Source organism: Actinocorallia libanotica (assembly GCF_039525175.1).
Classification (GTDB): Bacteria; Actinomycetota; Actinomycetes; order Streptosporangiales; family Streptosporangiaceae; genus Actinocorallia; species Actinocorallia libanotica.
In genome coordinates this window covers 108,042-127,525 of sequence record NZ_BAAAHH010000020.1, presented here as the reverse complement: position 1 = coordinate 127,525, position 19,484 = coordinate 108,042, and the positions used below count along the sequence as shown (strand labels likewise).

Sequence of the window (19,484 nt, the reverse complement as noted above, 5' to 3'; positions counted from 1 at the left end):
CAGTCATGCCTGCAGCCGAGATCTCGCTCGACCGCGACCCCTTGGGCATCGGAGGGGAGTTCGCCGTGGCCGTCCGGGCCGTCTCATCCGGCGGCGGTGCGGTCCGCAGGACCAACCGTGCCTCCTACGCGATCGTGCTGGACGCCAGCCAGTCGATGAGCTGGGCGGCCGAGCCGAGCGGCGGCACCAGCCGGTGGGCGCTCGCGCTCCAGGCCGTCGATGAACTGCTGAGACTCCTGCCCGACGGTGACGAACTCCACGTGGTCGCGTTCAACAACGTGGCGAGGGTGATCGCGCAGGACACCACCGTCGCAGAGCTGCGGGCTTCGGGCAGGGTGGCCAAGGAACCCGCCCCCGAGTACGGCATCACCAACATCGAGGCGGGACTCTCGCTCGCCTATGAGCTGCTGGCCCGCTCGACCGCGCCGGCCAAGCGCGCGATCTTGATGAGCGACGGTGAGCCCAACGACGGCGCGACCTCGCCCCAGGCACTGGCGGCACTGGCCGAACGGGCCGCCGACCGCGACATCTACACCGACACGATCGGCTTGGGCGCGGGCGCGGACATCGACCTGCTGATGGGCATCAGCGCTCGAGGCTCGAACGGGCACGTGCCCTCGGCGGAGGGGGCTCGGCAGGTCATCGCCGAGACCGTCGGGCGGCTGGCGCTCCAGGGACAGAACCTGGCGGCTTCCGGCGGCGAGGTCGATCTGGAGATCCATCCGCTCTTCCCGGTGGAGGCCGTCTACCAGCTGGAACCGGTGCAGCGGCGCCTTGAGATCAGCGCCGGCACCGGGCCCGACGGGGCGCAGACGGTCCGGATCCCGTTGGGCGCGGTCGGCACCGGCGACCAGGAGCCGTTGTACGCGCTGCGGCTCAGGGCGCCGAACAAGATCGTGAACAAGAGCCTGGAGATCGTCAAAGCGTCGGGATCGCTGCGGACCGTGGCGGGCGTGGTCGCCCTCGACCCGTCGTCGGCGGCGATCAGGGGTATCGCGGAGAAGCCCGAGATGCGGCTCGACCGGGTCATGGTCCGGATCAAGACGACCGACCTCGAAGCCGTGGTCGCCCGGCAGTTGAAGGAGAACGCGTCCGCCGCCCACGCCGGTATCTACCGAGCCGCCCTCGAGCGCGCGCTGTCGGAGGGGCTGGACGCCCTCGCCGAGGACTACCAGCGCGCGCTGCGCGGCCTGGAGTCGGGTCTGGACGCCAATGACGTCCGCAACGAGCAGAGATCGCGGTCCAGCACCAACACGAGCGGCGTCAACGAGACACTGCGCAAGCGGTCGACCCTCGACCCCCGCATCGGCCCCCTCCGAGGCGAGGGTCCCCGCGTCGTCGGCAGGACCCGGTCGGACCGCCTGCCTTCCGGCGTGGAGGAGCGGACGGAGGGGTGGTGACCGCTCGAGTGGAGACGGTCGTTCTCGACGCCGCCAACCTCGCCGCCCGCAACCCGAACGGGAAGAAGGCGGACTGGCGCTTCGTCTTCGTCGATCAGGTGAAGGCGGCCTGCGAACGGCGGTGGGACGGTGTGCTCGTGCGGGCGTGGATGGACGCGTCGGCCGAGAGCAGGCTCGCCGACCGCGACCGTCTGCGCTCGGCCCGTCAGGCGGGCTGGTTGGAGATCGCGCCGGGCGACGCCGACGATTTGATCCTGGAGTTCGCCGACGACCACCGGGCCGCGGTCGTCAGCCGCGACAAGTTCAAGGACGCCCGCCGTACCTATCCGTGGCTGGAAGAGCCCCACCGGGTGTGGAACTGGACCTGGGAGAAAGGCGAGGTCACCCTGGCGCCCCGCCGCCTGCGACCGGTGACGGACGAAGAGGTCGCGGCCGCCCGCCGCAAGAAGGCGCTGAAGGCGGGCGTCATCGGCCTGGTCGACGGGCAGGTCTGGATCTGCCGGGCGCCGGTGGGCCGCTGCACGCAGGCGGGCCGGTCGACCACGCCCAAGAAGACCCTGAACAAGTACTACTGCGCGCGGTGCAGCTACCCGGCGGAGGAGCAGGTCTATGCGACCGTCCTTCCCGCCCCGCCCACCCTGACGCTCGTCGTCGACGGCGCGAACCGCGCTCGCCTGGACCTCCCCCCGGGCGGCGTCGTGCTGGGAAGGGGCGGACCGACCAGGCCCGACGTCACGGACGTCACCGGGTTCCTCGACGGCGGCGCCGCGAACGACATCGGCCGCCGGCACCTGCGGATCGACCTGGACGACGAGGGCCGTCCGGTCGTCGTGCACCAGAGCGAGGCCGGCAGCAGCTTCCTCAATCCGCGCTTCGGCGCGGACGGCCTGCCCGCCGACCACCGGCTGGAGCCCGGCACCCGCTACGCCCTGGACGATGACGATGAGCTGGTGCTCGGCGCCGGCCGGGTCAGGCTGCGGGTCTCCTTCGAAGGGGACGACTGATGGAGCAGATCCAGGCCAAGGACGCGACCTCGGTCGCCTACCAGGCCGAGCGGTACGGCGAGCGGTACAAGGTCATCAGGTGTCTGGCGGTCGCGGGCCAGGGGTACGCGCTGCTGGTCGAGGACTCGTGGTGCAAGGGCAAGGCCGTGCTCAAGGGCCTGTGGTTCAAGCGCGGCGAGCTCAACAGCGGACTGTGGGAGAGCGGGCTCGATCTGAACAAGGCCCGCCAGCAGGAGGGGCTGAAGGCCGTCTATCAGGCGATGCAGCTCACCCAGCAGGCTCCGGCCGTCATAGACGTGATCGCTGACCCGTCGCCGACGCTGATCGAGGAGGGGATCGAGCCCGTCGCGGACGAGTACTTCGTGGTGATGGAGTTCGTCGGCGTCGAGGGCCGCCCGGTGCTGACCCTGCTGGATGAGATCAAGGAGCGCAAGCGTGAGGGCAGGCCGTTCACCGAGGACGAGCTGATCGACCTCGCCGAGCAGCTGTGCGGCGCCCTCGGCGCCCTGCACACCCGCCGCAAGGCATCCGGGGCCATGGGGAAGAAGGAGGAGTACTGGATCCATGCCGACCTGAAGCCGGAGAACGTGCTCGTCCTCGGCCCGCCGGCGCAGTACGTCCTGATCGACTATGACGCGGCGGTGGTCGACGGGGAGCCGATCTCGACGACCACCGACGCCTACGCGCCGCCCGCCCCGCCCGGAGCCCGCCGCAGCGAGGAATGCCAGCGCGCGACCGAGGGGTTCGACATCTACATGCTGGGCGCGACTTTGGCCGAGGCGCTGACTTTGGAGAAGCTCGACGAGGACACCAAACGCGGCTTCTACGGGACGCTGCGCGAACACGGCCTGGCCAAGCAGAAACTCGCCGGCCACGGGGGCGGCCCGATCCTGACCACGCTGATCAGCAGCTGTCTCGCCGAGCCGAAGGTCAGGACCAGGAACGTGCAGTCGATCCTCTCCGACCTGGCCAGGGCCAGGGACGGCGCGGCGCTCTACGCGGCACTGATGGACGCCCGATGATCGGCCGGTCGCTGCGCGAATGGACCGTCCAGCGTTCACAGGTCCGCACCGGGCACCTGCGCCCGCACGACGGCGCCAGGCCGCACCAGGTCGACCTGGTGGCGGGCGGCAGCACCTACGGGGCGCTGCGCCGCTTCGCCGACCGCGACGAGCGGGCGCACGCCCTCACCTTCCTGGGGATCGCCGGGCACATCGCACCCGTGCTGCTCGACATCGTCGACGCCGCGGAGTCGCCGTACTCGATCGTCACCGCCTGGGCCCCCGGCCGGTCCAAGGTTCCGCTGTCGGAGCTGATCGAGACCGACGACCTGCTGGCCAGGATCGAGGAGGGGCACCGCTGGAAGCCCGCTGAGGCGCTGCGGCTGCTGATCCCGCTGGGCCACGCGCTGGACCGGCTGGCCGCGCGCGGCTTCGTGCCGGTCGAGTTGTCGCCCGACCATCTGATCGAGAACGGCGGAGGGATCAGGCTCGTCGGGCTCGGCCGCCATCTCTACCTGCCCTCGCAGGGCCGACTGCCCAACCCCTACGGGATGTCGCTGCCGACCAGCCAGCTGCTCTGCGGTGAGCTGCCCGGTCCGTCGGCGAAGGTGGCGGAGTGGCGCGACTTCCAGGTCGCTCTGCTGCTGCGGCTGGCCGGCTGGATGTGCGGCGGGTTGCCGCCAGGCTCCTGGGGGCAGGTCGGCAGGGCGGACGGACAGGCCGCCTACCTTCGGGCGTCGGGGTTCGCCAGCCATCCGGTCCTGCAGCCGGGACGGCTGGCCGAGACGCTCGCCGACGCGGCCGTCGCGGAGCGGGCGGCCGAGGCGCGGCTGCGGGTCGAGCGGGCGGAGTGCGTGCTCTTCTTCGACGAGGCGGCCGGCAAGGGCTCGGTGGAGACCCGCGAGGAATGGCAGAAGAGCCTGCTGGGCAAGCCGCTGGACGCCAGGGTCATCGAGGTCGAGCAGCACAAGGTGCGCATCCAGTTCGACGGCGGCGGCGAACGCTGGCCGATGAACGTCCACTGGCGGCAGACCCCGGAGGGCAAGGACAAGAAGGGGTACGTCGACCTCACTCAGCTGTACGACGTCGGGCGGCATGTCACAGCGGTCATCTCGCAGATCAGGCCACCGGTCGCAGAGATCGTCTACGGGTACGGGGATCAGCCCCGCGCTCGTGCGAAGGCCTCGGGGGTGACCGTCAACGCCGAGTCGGTGCGGCTCGGGCTGCTGGAGGAGCACGGACCCGAGGTCGTGGCCGTCGCGGCGGTCGCCGCGCATCGGCAGGCCTCGCCGGGGGCGGCGCTGCTGTCGGGCGCGGGCTGGGTGCTGGTCGCCGAGGAGGAGTTCACGGCGATCGCGCGAACCATCGTTCGGCGGGCTCCGTCGGCGCGGATCGTCGTCGCCGGACGGGCAGGTCGGATTCTGGCGAATGCGCTTTCCTCTGGATACGAGGAGATCCTGCCGAACGCGGCGGCGGGCCCCTCGATCGGCGGACGGAGCGCGTCCGCGTTGCCGTTCATCGCCGATCCCGACCTCAACTCCTTCTCCAACGAGGTGCTGCACGGCGAGGGCGGCGCCTCGCTGCGCCGCCGGACGTTCTCGGCGGGCTGGGCGCTGAAGCTGAGCGCAGAGGCCTTTCGGCAGAAGCAGGCCGGCGCCGCCCGCGACAAGGGCCGGCAGCTGCGCAACGAGCTCGTCGAGCTGAGCGCCCTGTACGGGACGCACACCGAGCTCCTGCTGCGTGTCATGGACTTCTGCGGCAGGCCTGCCCTGCGCGCCGAGCGCTGGAACCGGATGCGGGAGCGGCTGCGGCTGGCCGCGCCCGTGCTGTCTGGAATGCCCGCGACCGGCGCTCTGCGTAACGACCTGATGCACGCCCTGCTCAGCCGCACCACCGACACGCTGTACAAGGACGTCACGCGGCGGCTTCTGCCGGTCGTGCCCCGGCTGTCGGAGGTGTACGACCCGGAGCTGCGGCTCGGCGGGACCCCGCTGAACGACCTTCTTTACACCATCGAGGGCATCCGCAGGCTCGGACTGCTGGGCCGGCTCGCGACCGCGCTGCCCTCCCACGGCGTCGGCTCGCTGCTCGACTCGGTCGCCGCGCTGAGCCAGGCCCAGGTCGACGCCCTGCTGGACGTTCCCGCGCCCAGCCTGCAGTTCCTGGTCGGCAAGCTCGGCTCCGCCCGGCTCCTGGAGGTGCTGGAGCCGTTCATCGACGGGCCGGACCTCGACCTGCTCGGCCAGTTCCCCCCGCGCGCCTGGAGCCTGCTCCTGGACGGGCTGCGCCAGCCCGAGCACCTCAGCGCGCTGGGACTGGGCTGGGCGCTGGTCGTGGACCGCGACGCCGAGGGGAAGGTCGACGCCAGGTCGCTGCTGGAGATCGCCCGGCTGTCGGGAAAGGAGGCGCGCTACGCCGTCCGTGCTCTGCTGGAGGTGCATCCGGCGCAGTGGCCGGTGGTGCTCGGCGCGCCGGAGGCATCGGCGGCGTGGCTGTCGGCGTTCGGGCGGCTCGATCTCGCGCCGGTGCTGGCCTCGTTCCCGCACGCCGCGTCCCTGCTGCGCACGTTCTCACCCGCGGCATTGCGGGCGGCGGCCTCCGTCGACCTCACCGAGGACCTGCTCGCCCACCTGTCGGCGTACGCGGACGGGGCCGGAATCGATCCGGCCGGCGTCGTGATGACCTTCCTCGACCTCGGGGCGTCCGCCGACGACATCGATGCCTTCCGGACCCCGGCCGCCGGCGCGTGGACCGCCGCCCGGCTGGCAGGCGGGGCCTCCCTCGCCGACACGATGGCCGATCTGATCGAGAGCCCGGGGCTGCTGCGCGCCTGGCTGGTCACCGGGGACCGGCTGCCGCGCCGGGTGCTGACGGACGTCCTGGGGGCGGAGACGGAGTCGCTGTCGATCCCGCCCGAGGAGGGGCGGGCCCTGGTCGAACTCCTGGAGGCGCAGCCGGGGCTGCTGGCCCTGGCCAGATCGCTGGTCTTCCCCGGCCAGCGGCTGGCCCTGCTGCGGCTGGCACTCGCCGACACCGGCCGGTCGCTGGCCGTCCAGCCGGTCGCCGACGCTCTGCCGGGGCTGCTCGACCATCCCTCGGCCGACGCGATCGTCACCCTGATCCTCGACGAGGGCCTGACCGCGGCCCAGGCCGTCGACGCGTTCGCGCGCGGACTCGGCCCCGAGGACCGCGCCCTGGCCCGGCTGCTCGGCCCGCTGCCGATCACCGATGACCTGCTGGCGATCTCCCGGGAGTACGGCCTCGCCGCGGCCCGCGACACCGCCGTCCTCGCCCAGACACGTCCCGACGCCCCGGCGGCCGTCCGGGCCTGGGGTCCGCACTGGATCCCGGTCCTGGCCTCGTCCGAAGGCGCGCACATCGCCCGGCTGCTCGCCGGCCGTTCCGCCCCTTCCCCGGAGTCGAGCCACTGGCTCCTGGCCGCCGGCGAGGACGGCCTGCGGGCCTTCGCAGCCTTCGGTCCCGCACTGCTGGCCCTCGCCGTCGAAGCCCAGGCGGCACCCCAGGACGTCCATATCCTCACCGCCCTGCTCACCCTTGGCGGCGACGCGGCCGCCCACCGCCTCATCACCGGCTACGGTCTCCCACCCGCCACCTGGCCGACCGTCGCCGCCCACTCCCATCTCCCCGCCGAGGACCTTCTCCTCGACCTTTGGAGCAGCGACCGCTGGATCGCCACTTAGAGGCCGATACGCGGTGTTGTTCTGGTTCTGGAAGGGACTGGGAAGGTGTCGAGGTCGGGGGCGTTCCGTTGTCACCGGTCAGCATGCGTCCCTGGGGCCGCTCTTGATCGCCAGGAGGTCGTAGATGTGCTCCTCCCGCCAGCGGGTGGTCTCGGCGAGGTAGGCGCGGGCGAACTCATCGACGGCTCCGTCGTCCAGGGTGGCCGGGTCGAAGGGCTCCGTTCCGGGACCGCCGGTGCAGCGTCGCGAGGATTCCGCGTGCGCTGGTGTCGGTGAGTCGTCCGCTGTAGCCGATGTTCGCGCCGTGGCGGGTGGCGTAGTAGTGGTCGGGGGATCCCCGTTCTGGTCCTGCCGGGTGGACAGGCGGATCCTCGCCAACCAGAACAGTTCGTCGAGGGTGTCGAAGGCGTAGGTGACATCGGCGTTGAGCTGTTCTCGGGTGAGCACTTTGTCGGGGACCGGGTACTCCTGGTAGTGGCCGGAGAGGTAGAAGCCGCCGGCCCGGGCCCTGGCCGGCGGCGAACTCCCGTTCGTTGAGCTCGCGGTAGGCGGTGTGCCGCGGCCCGTCGACCGGCTGGGACAGGTGCCCCGTGAAGTAGCCGCGTTCGTCGATGTGCCAGCTGCACATCACCCTGAAGGATGCCCAGAATTGGAAGTCCCGGGCGAAGCCGACTTTTGGCCGGGGGTCGGCAGGGTCCTTCCCGGACGCTCCCGGTAGGGCGGTGGCGCGGTCAGCGGTCGGCGTATCTGCCGCGCCACCAGGACAGGGTGCCCAGCACGCCGGCGAGGGCCGTGGCGGCGGCGATCGTGATGCTCGTGGGGCCTGCGGGGGTGGGGGTCAGGCCGGACGCGGCGGCGGGGATGGACCAGGGGAAGAGGTGGGCGTAGCCGAGGACGGCGGCGGCCTGGGCCAGGACGAGGGCTCCGACGGCGGCGGCGAGCGGCGGCAGGTACGAGCGGGCGGCGCTGGCGAGGAACGCCGTCGGCGTGGTCACCAGGATCATCAGCGCGGTGCCCGCCGCCACGCCGGAGAGCCCTTCGATCAGGACGCCGGGACGGCCGCCGGGGAGGTCCAGCGCCCATCCGGCGGCGAGGACGAGGGCCGCCAGCCACAGGTTGGCGGCGATCGCCCACACGGTGGTGAGGGTGAACTTGGCCAGGACGGTCACCGCGCGCGGTACGGGCAGGACGAGCAGGTAGCGGTGGGTGCCGGCGGTGTGCTCCTGCCCGAAGACCCAGGCGGTGATGAAGGCGAGGAGCAGCAGGTCGCCCACCGCCACGAGCTGGGCGAGGAAGCCGAGCAGGCCGCTCCAGTCGGCGGTGATGCCCGACAGTTCGGCTTTCTGGCCGAGCAGGCCGAAGCGCTGCGCGCGGGCGGGGTCGGCGAGGATGAACAAGAACAGGGCGGCCAGGCCCGCGGGCAGCGCCATCACCGCGAAGGTCAGTGCGGGGACCCCGGCCCGGCGGGCCTTGAGGAACTCGGCGTGCAGGGCCGCGCGGTAGGCGTTCATCTCCGTGCTCCTTCGGTCAGGCGCAGGAAGTGCCGTTCGAGGTCGTCGCGCTCGACGGCCAGGCGGACCGGCGGCAGGCCGGCCTCCACAAGCCGGACGGCCATCCTGTCGGGGTGTTCGACGGCCTCGGGCGCCGCCGATGTCAGGCCGTCGCCGTCGGCGTGCGCGTCGATGCCCGCGGCGGCCAGTGCGGCCACGGCCAGGCGGGCGTGTTCGCCGTCGCGGAAGTCCACGGCGAGGCGTGCACGTCCGGGCGCGCGCAGTTCCGCGCCGGACAGCTCGGCCACCAGGCGTCCGGCGTGGATGATGGAGACGTGGTCGGCGGTGCGGGCGACCTCGCCGATCAGGTGGGAGGACATGAACACGGTGGTTCCCTCCTCGGCCAGGCGGCGCAGCAGGTCGCGCACATCGACCACGCCGGCCGGGTCCAGGCCGTTGCCGGGTTCGTCGAGCACCACCAGGGCGGGCCGGTGGATCAGGGCGAGGGCCAGGCCGAGCCGCTGCCGGTTGCCCAGCGACAGGGCGCGGGCGGGCACGTCCAGATAGCGGCCCAGATCCAGCAGCTCGGTGACGGCGGGGGCCGCCGAGCGCGGCAGGCCGCGCAGCCGGGCGGCCATGCCCAGGTGGTCGGCCACGGACAGCGCGGGATACAGGCCGGGCCCTTCGACCAGGCAGCCGACCCGCGACCAGAGCGCGGCGGGGGTGCGGCCGCCGCGCACGGGCGTGCCGAGCACCTCGACCCGGCCGGAGTCGGGGACGAGCAGTCCCAGAAGAGCCCGGATCAGCGTGGTCTTCCCGGCGCCGTTGCGGCCGAGGAACCCGTGGATCCGGCCGGCCTCCACCGCCAGGTCGACACCGTCCAGCGCCTTGGTCGTGCCGAAGCGGTGGGTCAGGCCCGTGATCCGGACGGCCGGAGCGCTCACGGCTTCTCCTCGCGCAGGACGTCGGTGAGCCATGCGGTGGTCTCCGAGAGGAGGTCCTCACCGATCTCGGCGCGGTGCATCCCGGCGAAGACCAGGGAGCGCAGCAGTCCGAGGAGCACCCGCTCCGGAACGTCCGGCGCCGCTCCGGCCCGCCGCAGCGCGCCGGTGACCCGGCGGACGAGCCGCACGTCCCGCTCCATCAGCTCCTGCTGCTCGGCGGGCGAGAGGGAGGCCAGGACGCGCATCCCCTCCTCGGACATCAGGACCGCGAAGAGCGGATCGCGCTCGGCGGCGTGCACGGACTCCTCCACCAGCAGCGCCACCCCGCGCGCCGGATCGGCACGGACCGCGGCCTCCAGCCGTGCGTGGACCTGTTGCTCGTGCTCGGACAGCAGGGCCAGGAGCAGGGCCTCCTTGCCGTCGAAGAAGCGGTAGAAGGCCCCCTTGGAGATGGCGGCGGCACGGGCCAGCTCCTCGACGGACGTCCCGCGCAGGCCTCGCCGCGCGAACGACTCTCTTCCGGCGGCCATGAGCCGCTCCCGGATCCTTGCGGCCTCCTCGGCCGTGAACGCTCTGGGCACGCCACCAGTGTATGTCCATATGACCGAACTTGGAAATATGGTCACTGCCGGACCGGTAGGGGCCGGCAGGCCCCCCTCCCGCGAGGGGCCTGCCGGCGGGTCCGGTGCGGTGGCGCCGTCAGACGGGGATCGCCCGGCGCTCGGGGCCGCCGGAGATCTTGATCTTGCGGGGCTTGGCGTGCTCGGAGACCGGGATGCGCAGGGTGAGGACGCCGAGGTCGTAGGAGGCGTCGATGCGCTCGGTGTCGAGGGCGTCGCCGAGGAACAGCCGGCGGGAGAAGGTCCCGGTGGGCCGCTCGGTCGCGATGGGCTCGACGCCTTCCCGGGCGTCCCCGGACGGCCGGCGCCGTTCGGCTCGCACGGTCAGCACGTTGCGCTCCACGTCGAGGTCGATGCTCTCGGGGTCGACTCCCGGCAGATCGAAGTGGACGACGAACTCCTCGCCGCTGCGGTAGGCGTCCATCGGCATCGCCGGGGGGCGCGCCCCCGTACCGAGCAGCTGCTGGGAGAAGTGGTCCAGCTCACGGAAGGGATCGGTGCGCATCAGCATCGCGGGGTCCTCCTTCTTGTCAGTTGTTCATCCGCGTTGCCCTGACAGTTCTTATGTACACCAGACGCCGATTAGTTGACAAGTCGAGGCTCAACTTTTTTGACGTCGCGAGGGGAAGTCGTGCGGGATCTGAGGTCAGGACCGGTTTCGGGAACTTCGAAGGGTCGTCCTGATCGTTTGCCCCGAATACACCGTCAAAGCAGAGGACACCCGCCCGCCGCATGCCCCGGAGGCCGACATCGATCCCCGACTCCCCGCCCCGCAAGCTCCACCGGCGCGACGCGTGCCACCGGCCAGAGTCCTTCTGAGGGCGGGGGCGGGATTCCTGCTGCTGGTGCTCCTCGCACTGCTCCTCACCGAGGCGAAGGCCACGCGGAACGAGAACCTGGAGCGGCGGGAACAGCCGGCGGCCGTCCGCTATACGGACGGGAACACGCACTACGCGGGGCTTGTCAGGGAACGAAGCCTCGTCCTGGGCAGGGAGCGGCGCCACTGGCTGTACACCGGCAGTGATCCCGGAATGGAGTACGGCCATTTCGTGCGGCTGGACTTGACCGGTGTCCGGGCCGAGTTCGAGGACGTCCGGTGGACGAGGGAGGGGGTCCGCGTGCGGTTCACGTCCGGGCACGAGATCTTCGTTCCGGCCCGGTACTTCACCGGCGGGCGCTGAGAAACGGTTCGCGCCCCTCGGTAGCGGACCCACAGCCGTTCTCCGTCGTCACAGGGCGAACACCGCCCCGCCGGCGATCCCCAGGACGAGGGAGAGCACGGCGGCCGTGACGGCCAATGCCGAGGCGGCGTGACGTGGGGTCCAAGGGACGGCGTGTCCCGTTCGGTAGAGCGGGACGATCCAGCGCAGGTAGTAGAAGACGCTGGCGACGGTGTTGACGGCCATGACCACCGCGAGCCAGGCGTGGCCCCCGTCGAGCGCCGATCCGAAGACCAGGAGCTTGCCGACGAAGACGGCGGTGGGCGGAGTGCCGATCAGGCCGAGCAGGCAGACGACCAGGGAGAGGGCCAGCCAGGGGGAGCGGCGGGCCAGGCCGGTGTAGTCGGCCAGGTCGTCGGAGCCCCGGGCGATGACGACGGCGAAGGCGCCGAGCTGGGTGACGGCGTAGGCGGCCAGGTAGAAGAGCAGGGCGGGCTCGGCCAGGTCGCTGCGGCCCGCCACCGCGACCGGCACCAGGAGGTAGCCGGCCTGGCTGATCGTCGAGTACGCCAGCAGCCGCCGTACGTTGTCCTGCCCGAAGGCGGCGAGGTTGCCGAGCGTCATGGTGGCGGCGGCCAGCACCGCGACGAGGGCGCGCCAGCCGACCGACGTGTGGACGAGCACCTCCGAGGCCAGCCGGAACGCGGCGGCCAGCCCGCCGAGTTTGGGGACGGTGGTGACGAACGCCGCGACGACGGGCGGCGCGCCCTCGGTCACGTCGGGCACCCAGTACTGGGCGGGCACCGCTCCGGCCTTGAACAGCAGGCCGGCGAGCAGCGCCACGGTCCCGGCGGCCACGACGCCCTGCGGCGCGGCCGCCAGGCCGCCGGCCAGGACGGGGTAGGCGGTGCCGCGCCCGGCGCCGTAGAGCATCGTCATCCCGGTCAGCATCACGATGCCCAGCAGCGCGCCCATCAGGAAGTACTTCAGGGCGGCCTCGGTGCCGCGGGCGTCCTTGGCGAATCCGGCGAGGGCGTATCCGGGGATGCTCGCCAGCAGGTAGGCAGTCATCAGGACCAGCAGGTCCGACGCGGCGGCCATCACGACGGCGCCCAGCGAGGCCAGCAGCACCAGCACGTACAGCTCGCTCTCCCGGGGGTGCCCGCGCAGGGGCCCGGCCAGGCCGAGGACCAGCAGCGCCGAGACCACCACGACGGCGCGGACCGCATGGGTGGTCGTATCGAGCTCGAAGGAGTCGAACGTCGTCATCCGCGGTCCGCGCGCCGCCAGCGCCGTGGCGGCGAGCGCCCCCGCCAGCCCGGCCGCGCAGACGGCGGCGACGATCCGCTGCCGGTGGCGCGGCAGCCAGAGCCCCGCCACCAGCCCGCACACCGCCGAGCCCAGGATGAGGAGTTCCGGCAGCAGGTCGGCGGGGTTCTCCCGCATCATCGCGACACCAGGGACACGATGGCGGCGGAGGCGGGCTCGATCACGTCCAGCAGGAACCGGGGAGCGACGCCGATGAGCAGGGAGAGGGCCAGCAGCGGGACGATCGCGGTGGTCTCGGCGGCGCGCAGGTCGGTGATCCCGCCGGTGTCCGGGCCGGGTCCGCCGAGCATCGTGCGGTGCAGCATCCGCAGGAACAGGGCGGCGGTGAGCAGGACGCCCGGCAGCGCCAGCGCCCCGGCGACCGCGGTCGCCGCGCCGTCGGCGCCGATCGTGCCGGTGAAGATCTGGAACTCGGCGATGAAGCCCGACAGGCCGGGCAGCCCGAAGGAGCCGAACGCGGCGATCGCGGTGAGGGCCGCGAACACCGGGGCGCCCCGCGCGATCCCTCCGTAGCGGCCCATGTCGTAGGTGCCGGCACGGTCGTGGAACACCCCCGCCAGCAGGAACAGCGCCCCGGTGAGCAGCCCGTGGCTGACCATCTGGGTGATGCCGCCCGACACCGCCAGCCGGTGGGCGGCGGCGTTCCCCGCCATCCCGGCCGCGCCCAGGCCGAGCACGATGTAGCCCATGTGGCTGACCGAGGTGTAGGCGATCATCCGCTTGACGTTCTCCTGGGCGAGCGCCACCAGCGCCCCGTAGACGGCGCTGACCAGGCCGATCACGAGGATCACCCCGGCGTAGCGGCGCCAGGCGTCCGGGAGCATCGGCATCGCGATGCGGAGCATGCCGTAGACGCCCATCTTCAGCAGGATCCCCGCCAGGATCGCCGAGCCCGCCGCGGGCGCGTCGGTGTGCGCGGGCGGCAGCCAGGTGTGCACCGGCACGGTGGGCGTCTTGACGGCCAGCCCGATACCGACCGCCAGCAGCACCAGCGCGGCCGCGCCGGGCGAGTCCGCCAGCGGCGGCTCGGCGGTCAGCTCGACGATGTCGAAGGTGTGCGGCTCGGCCCCCAGGTACAGGCCGATGAAGCCCAGCAGCAGGGCCAGCGAGCCGAGGAAGGTGTAGAGGAAGAACTTCAGGGCCGACCGCAGCCGGTCGCCGTGCCCCCAGCCCGCGATGACGAAGTACATGCCGACGATCGACAGGTCGAAGAAGACGAAGAACAGCAGCAGGTCGAGCGCGGAGAACAGGCCCAGGCAGACGCTCTGCAGGAACAGGAACAGCGCGGCGAACCCCCGTCCGCGGCCGGGGGAGTAGACGGCGCAGACCAGGAACAGCAGGGCGGTGAGCGCCAGCAGCGGCAGCGACAGCCCGTCGACGCCGACGTGGTACGAGGCGTTCACCGAGGGGATCCAGCGCAGGCGCGTCTGGTGGTCCATGCCGCCGTCGTGGGTGGCCCACAGGCCCAGGACGAGGAGCAGGTCGAGGGCGGTGGTCGCGATCCAGAGCACACCGGCGGCGCGCGCGCCCAGCCGGGGCAGGGCGAGCAGGAGCAGCGACGCGGCCAGCGGCAGGAAGATCACGAGGTTCAGCACGGTCACCTCAGCAGGACGAGGACGACGGCCAGCGCGAACAGCAGGACGACGGCCTGGAAGTAGTAGATGTGGACCTGTCCGGTCTGCGGACGGCGCGCCAGCCGGCCGAGCCGCCGGGCGGCCGCGCCGACTCCCCGCACCACCGAGGCGAGCGGGTCCTCCGCCCGTCGCACGCTGAACGCGGCGGTCCGGAGCCCCGCGGCGGAGACCGCGTGCACCGCGCCGTCCAACCCGGCCTCGACCCGCCGTGCGGCGGGGGAGACGGCCCGCAGCGTGGTCGCGGCGACCGCTCTGACGGCGCCGTCGACGACCCGGTCGTCGAAACGGGCGAGGGCCGCGGCCAGCGCCAGGACAGGGCGGACGAGCACGGCCGACACCGCCCGTTCCAGGTGCAGCCAGTCCGCGGCCGCCGACGACGCCCACCGCGGGCCGGTCATGACGGCCGGCCGGAGGGAGCCGCGCACATAGCGGCGCACCGCCCAGGAGAACGTCATGAGCACCAGGACGGCGGAGGCTGCGAGCCCTCTCAGCTCCGGCGGAGGTTCGGACGGGCCGCCGACCAGCCGGTGCCACGGCGTCCAGAACACCCCGACCAGGCCGAGGCCCGCGGCTGCCAGGGCGAGCGGGGGCAGCGGGACCTTCTCCAGCGGTGAGACGGAGCGCGCGGGGGCGTCGCCGGTGGCGGGCAGCCAGACGATGAGCATCGCCTTGGCCGCGTACACCGCCGCCAGGACCGCGGCCGCGAGGCCGACCGCGTAAAGGGGCCAGGACGTCCGGAGCGCGGCGGCGAGCACGGTGTCCTTGGTGACCCACAGGGCCAGCGGCGGCATTCCGGCCAGGGACAGGGCGCCCGCCGTGAACATGGCGCCGACGAAGGGATACCGGCGGGCGGCGCCGTGCAATCCGTTCAGGTCCTTGGTGCCGAGCGCGGCCAGCCACGCACCGGCCACCAGGAACAGCAGGCTCTTGACCGCGGCGTGTGCGACGAGGTGCGCCGTGCCCCCGGCCACCGCGCCGGTCCCCGCCGCCAGCACCATGAAGCCCAGCTGCGCCGAGGTCGAGGCCGCCAGCAGCTGCTTGAGGTCGGTCTGGGCCAGGGCCACGGCCCCCAGCAGCAGCGCCGTGACCGCCCCCGTCCAGGCGGCCACCGGTGCCGCCCAGCCCGTGGCGGCGAGCAGAGGCTGCGTCCGCAGCAGGAGGTAGGCGCCGGCGGCGACCATGGTGGCCGAGTGCAGCAGCGCGGAGACCGGGCTGGGACCCGCCATCGCACGCGACAACCAGAACGAGAAGGGCAGCTGCGCCGACTTGCCGAGCGCCGCGGCGAGAAGCCCCACCGCCACCACGTGCGGCCAAGCCCCGGCGGCCCCTTCCAGCCCGTCGAGGGAGAGCGTTCCGGCTCCGGCGAAAGCCGCTCCCGCGGCCAGGTACAGGCCGAGATCCCCGGTCCGGGTGGTGAGGAACGCGGTGTCCGCCGCGCGCACCCGGGCGGACTCGTGCCACCAGAAGCCGATCAGCGCGTACGACATCGCGCCCATGACCTCCCAGGCCATGAGGAGCAGCAGCAGGTCGGTCGCGGTGACGGTGACCAGCATCGCGGCCGCGAACACCAGCATCAGGCCGAAGAAGCGGCCGCTCGGCGGCATCTCCCCGGCGGCGAAGACCAGGACGGCCAGGGCCACCGCCGCCACCGTCACCACCAGCACCGCCGACAACCCGTCCACGGCCATGCCGACCGGGAGGCCGGCGAGCATCGGGGCACGGACCGAAGGCCGCAGCACCGCCGCCGCGACGGCCAGCGCGGTGGTGACGGCGGCCACCGCCACCGCCACCGCCGGAGCCGGACGGTCGGCGCGCCGGCCGCCCAGCGCCAGCAGCCCGCCCGCCGCCATCGGCAGCGCGGGCAGCACCCATCCCAGCGCGCTCATCCCTTCAGGTCTTCCGCGCCCTCGGTCATGTCGACCTCTCCGGCGCGGAACGACGCGGTGACGACGGCGAAGCCCATCGCCATCTCCAGCGCCATCACGGTGATCGCCACCAGGACGAGCACCTGCCCGTCGGCGGCGTCCGGGGTCACGTGGTACCAGAACGCCGCGCCCGCCAGCACGATCGCGTTGACCATGAGCTCCAGTCCCATCATCACCATCACGATCGACTGCTGGGACAGCGCCCCGTACAGGCCGACGGCGAACAGCGCGGAGGCCGTCAGGAGGAACGCCTGCAGGGTCACGGCGCACCCCTGCCCGGGTCGGCGGGGCGGCGCGCGTCCAGCCGGTCGCCGTAGCGGTCGTAGCGGCCGCGACGGGTCGCGAGCACCACCGAGGAGATCATGGTGGCGAGGATGGCGACGCCGACCAGCATCATCACCGCCATCTTCGGACCCATGACCGCCTCGCCGAGGGCGAAGGTCGTGTCGCCGGCGGGCGCCCCGCGGCGCGGCGGCCAGGGCGTCAGGAACACCCCGGCCGCCAGCGCGGCGAAGACCGCGGCGGAGACGGCCGCCGCGCCGCGGCGGTTGTGCACCATCGCCATCGGCATCAGCCCGGCCGGGTTCATCATGTACATGACCATGAACACCGCCATGACCAGCATCTCCATGATCATCATCAGCACGACCAGCAGGCCCAGATAGGGCAGGTCGACCAGCAGCAGCTCGGCGCCGACGCACAGGAACGACACCAGCAGCGCGAACGTGGCGCGGGCCATGGAATCCACGGCGAACACCGCGATCCCGCCCGCCACGGCTCCCGCCGCGAGCACCCAGAACGCCACCACGTCCACGGACGGCTCCTCACAGGACGACGATGCCCACCACGAGCATCTGCAGCAGCACGGCGGGGATCAGCACCGTCCACGCCGCCTCGGCGAACCTGTCCATCCGCACCACCGGGAACCGGCGGGCCGCCCAGACCAGACCGCCCAGCACCACGGCCGTCTTGACCAGCGACCACGCCCAGGCGGGCAGCAGCGGCCCGGCCCCGCCTCCCAGGAAGAGCGGCACGGAGAACGCCGACGCCACCGCCAGCAGCGCGTACCGGCCCGCCAGGAAGAACAGGCGGTCCGGGCCGGACGGCTCCACCACCGCGCCCCCCGCGGCGTCGTCGGCCACGGGGTGGGCCAGCGGACCCCAGAACGCCATGGCCAGCACCGACAGCAGGTAGACGGCGAAGGCCACCGGCATCCACACCGCGAACCACAACCCCTGCTGGGCCTGCGCGATCTCGCCGACCCGCAACGACTGCGCGCCCAGCGCCGCGGTGATGAGTGCGAACATGTGCGGCAGCTCGTACGCCAGCCCCTGCGCCAGGAACCGGTAGCCGCCGACCAGCCCGAACGCCGAGTTCGAGCCCCAGCCGACCAGCCACACGGCCGCCCAGACCGCGACCTCCATGGCGTTGAACCACACCACCCCGACCGCGGGGTCCATCACCATCACGTCCCCGAGCGGCACCACCATGGCGGCCAGCAGCGCGACGGCCGGAAGCAGCACCACGCCCGCCCGCAGCAGCAGCCGGTCGGCCGCCACCACGGTCCGCGGGGGACGCAGCAGCAGCCGCGCCGCCTCCCGCAGCGGATCGGCGGCGGCCCGCAGGGCACGGGGGCGGCCCGTGTCCCGCGCCGCCAGGACCGAATCCCACCCGGCGGCCCCCAGCGCCAGCCCCGCCATCACCGGCGGCAGCACGACGACCGCCCACACCGCCCCCGGCTCACGCATGGACGGCCACCGCCGCGGGACGGTCGAGATCCGGATCCAGGCTCGCCACGATCAGCCGCGCCGCACCCAGATCGGCACCCGCCAGCAGACCCGGCAGCAACGACACCGGCACGGCACCGGGCACACCGCGGGCTTCGTCCGCCGGATCCAGTGGAGTGGGATCGCCGAGCAGGTCCATGGCGGTCCGCGCTTCGACGAGCAGCGCGTACAGCCGGTCCGCCGCGTCGCCGACGAGTAGCGCGGAGGCGGCATCGATCGGTCCCAGGTCGCGCAACATCCAGCGCAGTGTTCGGGAGCGCAGGACGCTGTCCGACAGCTGTGCGAACCGCGGCGCGAGCCGTTCCGGCGGGTGGTCGGCGAGCAGGTCGTCCCGGAGCCATCGGGCCTGGCCCGCCGCCCGCGGCCAGCCCGCCACGGACAGCAGCCGCCCCAGGGTGTCCAGGCAGCGTGCGGCTCTGCGCCGCTCCGCCGCACCGCGCGCCACCGGCTCTCCGTCCCGGGCCGCCGCCCAGGGCTCCGTCCAGAAGGAACCGCCGCCCACCCCCGCGCAGGTCTCCACCTCGGCCCGCTGCACGACGTCCCCCTGCATCTCCGTCCGGACGACCAGACCCGTCGGCCAGTCCGCCAGCACCGGGCCGAGCTGCACATGGAGCACATCCAACTTCAGCCCGTCACGGTCCGCGCCCTGCCCCGCCATGTCCAACCCGGCGACCTTCCCGCCGTGATGCCCATGCCCGGACTTCCCGTGACCGTCGTGATGTTCGTGTCCGAATTCCTGGTGGCCGCCTTGCTCCTCCGCCAGGTTCTCCTCGGCCCGGAGAACGCGGTGACGGCGGAGGTCGGCCAGTTCGTGTTCCGCCTGTTCGAGGAGCGGAAGAAGATGCTCCCGTTCGGGAGCGACCGCTCGGATCCGGGCACGCGGCGGGGGGACCTCGTTCCACACCCGGTCGATCGCCTGCTCCAGGTCCGGGCCCGGCCGCCCGCAGACCACCAGGACCGAGCACGCCGCCGGAGACGCGACGCTCCGCCAGCCCCGCTCGCGCAGCACCGCCTCGACCGCGAGGCGGACGGCCGTTCCCCCCGGCGCGGTGACGACGAAGACGGGAGGCCGCACGGCGGCGAAGCGCGCCAGCCGGGAGATCACGCCCACCGCAGCGCACCCTCCCGCCAGGCGTAAAGCACCCCGACCAGGATCAACCCCAGAAAGATGAACATCTCCACGACGGCCGTGACGCCGACGGCCGAGACCACCACCGCCCACGGGTACATGAAGACCATCTCCATGTCGAAGGCCAGAAAGACCATCGTCAGCGCGTACCAGCGCGCGTGGTAGCGGGACACGGCGTGCTCCCGCGGCACCCCTCCCGACAGAAACGGCAGAGAACGGTCGGCTCCCGGCAGTCCCGCCGCGGCCGAGAAGGCGTAACCGGCCACCACGAGGACACCGAGCAGCCCCAGATACGCCACGACCACCGCATACGGCTGCACGGCCCTCCCCCCGAAGAGTCACCACCTCCGGGCACTACCC

The 19,484-nt window shown here is 72.7% G+C and carries 18 protein-coding genes; 5 read left to right on the top strand and 13 right to left on the bottom strand.

What is annotated here, in order from left to right:
* The first annotated feature begins 5 nt into the window (after nucleotides 1-5).
* From ABD140_RS23285 to ABD140_RS23270, 4 genes are read left to right on the top strand one after another with little or no spacing between them, the layout of a single operon-like run.
* A complete protein-coding gene (locus ABD140_RS23285) occupies nucleotides 6-1,400 on the top strand; it encodes a VWA domain-containing protein (RefSeq protein WP_344243059.1) in 1,395 nt (464 codons plus the stop codon).
* Complete coding sequence (locus ABD140_RS23280) at nucleotides 1,397-2,404, top strand: FHA domain-containing protein (protein ID WP_344243058.1); 1,008 nt, start codon at nucleotides 1,397-1,399, stop codon at nucleotides 2,402-2,404. Before ABD140_RS23285 ends, ABD140_RS23280 begins: the two co-directional genes overlap by 4 nt.
* Nucleotides 2,404-3,426, top strand: a complete 1,023-nt coding sequence (locus tag ABD140_RS23275) for a protein kinase family protein (RefSeq protein WP_344243057.1) — start codon at nucleotides 2,404-2,406, stop codon at nucleotides 3,424-3,426. The genes ABD140_RS23280 and ABD140_RS23275 overlap by 1 nt, the downstream gene beginning before the upstream one ends.
* Complete coding sequence (locus tag ABD140_RS23270; protein ID WP_344243056.1) at nucleotides 3,423-7,106, top strand: hypothetical protein; 3,684 nt, start codon at nucleotides 3,423-3,425, stop codon at nucleotides 7,104-7,106. Before ABD140_RS23275 ends, ABD140_RS23270 begins: the two co-directional genes overlap by 4 nt.
* A 78-nt stretch (nucleotides 7,107-7,184) precedes the next feature.
* Here ABD140_RS23270 and ABD140_RS23265 read toward each other — a convergent pair whose 3' ends face one another.
* The 5 genes from ABD140_RS23265 to ABD140_RS23245 form a co-directional block, all read right to left on the bottom strand.
* Complete coding sequence (locus tag ABD140_RS23265) at nucleotides 7,185-7,553, bottom strand: hypothetical protein (RefSeq protein WP_344243055.1); 369 nt, start codon at nucleotides 7,551-7,553, stop codon at nucleotides 7,185-7,187.
* A gap of 284 nt (nucleotides 7,554-7,837) precedes the next feature.
* Nucleotides 7,838-8,617, bottom strand: a complete 780-nt coding sequence (locus ABD140_RS23260; protein WP_344243054.1) for an ABC transporter permease — start codon at nucleotides 8,615-8,617, stop codon at nucleotides 7,838-7,840.
* Nucleotides 8,614-9,540: an ABC transporter ATP-binding protein gene (locus ABD140_RS23255; RefSeq protein ID WP_344243053.1), complete on the bottom strand. Its 927-nt coding sequence runs from the start codon at nucleotides 9,538-9,540 to the stop codon at nucleotides 8,614-8,616. The genes ABD140_RS23260 and ABD140_RS23255 overlap by 4 nt, the downstream gene beginning before the upstream one ends.
* Nucleotides 9,537-10,121 carry a TetR/AcrR family transcriptional regulator gene (locus ABD140_RS23250; RefSeq protein WP_344243052.1) on the bottom strand — a complete coding sequence of 195 codons (585 nt, stop codon included), beginning with the start codon at nucleotides 10,119-10,121 and terminating at the stop codon, nucleotides 9,537-9,539. Before ABD140_RS23250 ends, ABD140_RS23255 begins: the two co-directional genes overlap by 4 nt.
* Before the next feature lie 118 nt (nucleotides 10,122-10,239).
* A complete protein-coding gene (locus tag ABD140_RS23245; protein WP_344243051.1) occupies nucleotides 10,240-10,671 on the bottom strand; it encodes an Hsp20/alpha crystallin family protein in 432 nt (143 codons plus the stop codon).
* Between the two features lie 283 nt (nucleotides 10,672-10,954).
* Here ABD140_RS23245 and ABD140_RS23240 point away from each other — a divergent pair, with 283 nt between their 5' ends.
* Nucleotides 10,955-11,341, top strand: a complete 387-nt coding sequence (locus ABD140_RS23240; RefSeq protein WP_344243050.1) for a hypothetical protein — start codon at nucleotides 10,955-10,957, stop codon at nucleotides 11,339-11,341.
* Nucleotides 11,342-11,389: 48 nt separating this feature from the next.
* On the opposite strand, the gene ABD140_RS23235 is transcribed toward ABD140_RS23240, so the two are convergent.
* Genes ABD140_RS23235 through ABD140_RS23200 form a run of 8 tightly spaced genes read right to left on the bottom strand, consistent with a single transcriptional unit; the run spans nucleotide 11,390 to nucleotide 19,444 of the window.
* Nucleotides 11,390-12,769, bottom strand: coding sequence for an NADH-quinone oxidoreductase subunit N (locus tag ABD140_RS23235; protein WP_344243049.1), 1,380 nt, complete (start codon nucleotides 12,767-12,769; stop codon nucleotides 11,390-11,392).
* On the bottom strand, nucleotides 12,766-14,250 hold the full coding sequence (locus tag ABD140_RS23230) for a complex I subunit 4 family protein (RefSeq protein WP_344243048.1): 1,485 nt from the start codon (nucleotides 14,248-14,250) through the stop codon (nucleotides 12,766-12,768). Before ABD140_RS23230 ends, ABD140_RS23235 begins: the two co-directional genes overlap by 4 nt.
* Nucleotides 14,247-16,169 carry an NADH-quinone oxidoreductase subunit 5 family protein gene (locus ABD140_RS23225; RefSeq protein WP_344243047.1) on the bottom strand — a complete coding sequence of 641 codons (1,923 nt, stop codon included), beginning with the start codon at nucleotides 16,167-16,169 and terminating at the stop codon, nucleotides 14,247-14,249. The genes ABD140_RS23230 and ABD140_RS23225 overlap by 4 nt, the downstream gene beginning before the upstream one ends.
* A complete protein-coding gene (gene nuoK, locus ABD140_RS23220; RefSeq protein ID WP_344243046.1) occupies nucleotides 16,166-16,471 on the bottom strand; it encodes an NADH-quinone oxidoreductase subunit NuoK in 306 nt (101 codons plus the stop codon). The genes ABD140_RS23225 and nuoK overlap by 4 nt, the downstream gene beginning before the upstream one ends.
* Nucleotides 16,468-17,022 (bottom strand): NADH-quinone oxidoreductase subunit J, encoded by a 555-nt coding sequence (locus ABD140_RS23215; RefSeq protein WP_344243045.1) that lies wholly within the window; start codon nucleotides 17,020-17,022, stop codon nucleotides 16,468-16,470. Before ABD140_RS23215 ends, nuoK begins: the two co-directional genes overlap by 4 nt.
* Before the next feature lie 10 nt (nucleotides 17,023-17,032).
* The gene (locus tag ABD140_RS23210; protein ID WP_344243044.1) at nucleotides 17,033-17,956 is read right to left on the bottom strand and encodes a complex I subunit 1 family protein; all 924 of its coding nucleotides are present in this window, start codon (nucleotides 17,954-17,956) and stop codon (nucleotides 17,033-17,035) included.
* The gene (locus ABD140_RS23205; RefSeq protein ID WP_344243043.1) at nucleotides 17,949-19,106 is read right to left on the bottom strand and encodes a hypothetical protein; all 1,158 of its coding nucleotides are present in this window, start codon (nucleotides 19,104-19,106) and stop codon (nucleotides 17,949-17,951) included. The genes ABD140_RS23210 and ABD140_RS23205 overlap by 8 nt, the downstream gene beginning before the upstream one ends.
* Nucleotides 19,097-19,444, bottom strand: coding sequence for an NADH-quinone oxidoreductase subunit A (locus tag ABD140_RS23200; RefSeq protein ID WP_344243042.1), 348 nt, complete (start codon nucleotides 19,442-19,444; stop codon nucleotides 19,097-19,099). The genes ABD140_RS23205 and ABD140_RS23200 overlap by 10 nt, the downstream gene beginning before the upstream one ends.
* Nucleotides 19,445-19,484 lie beyond the last annotated feature (40 nt).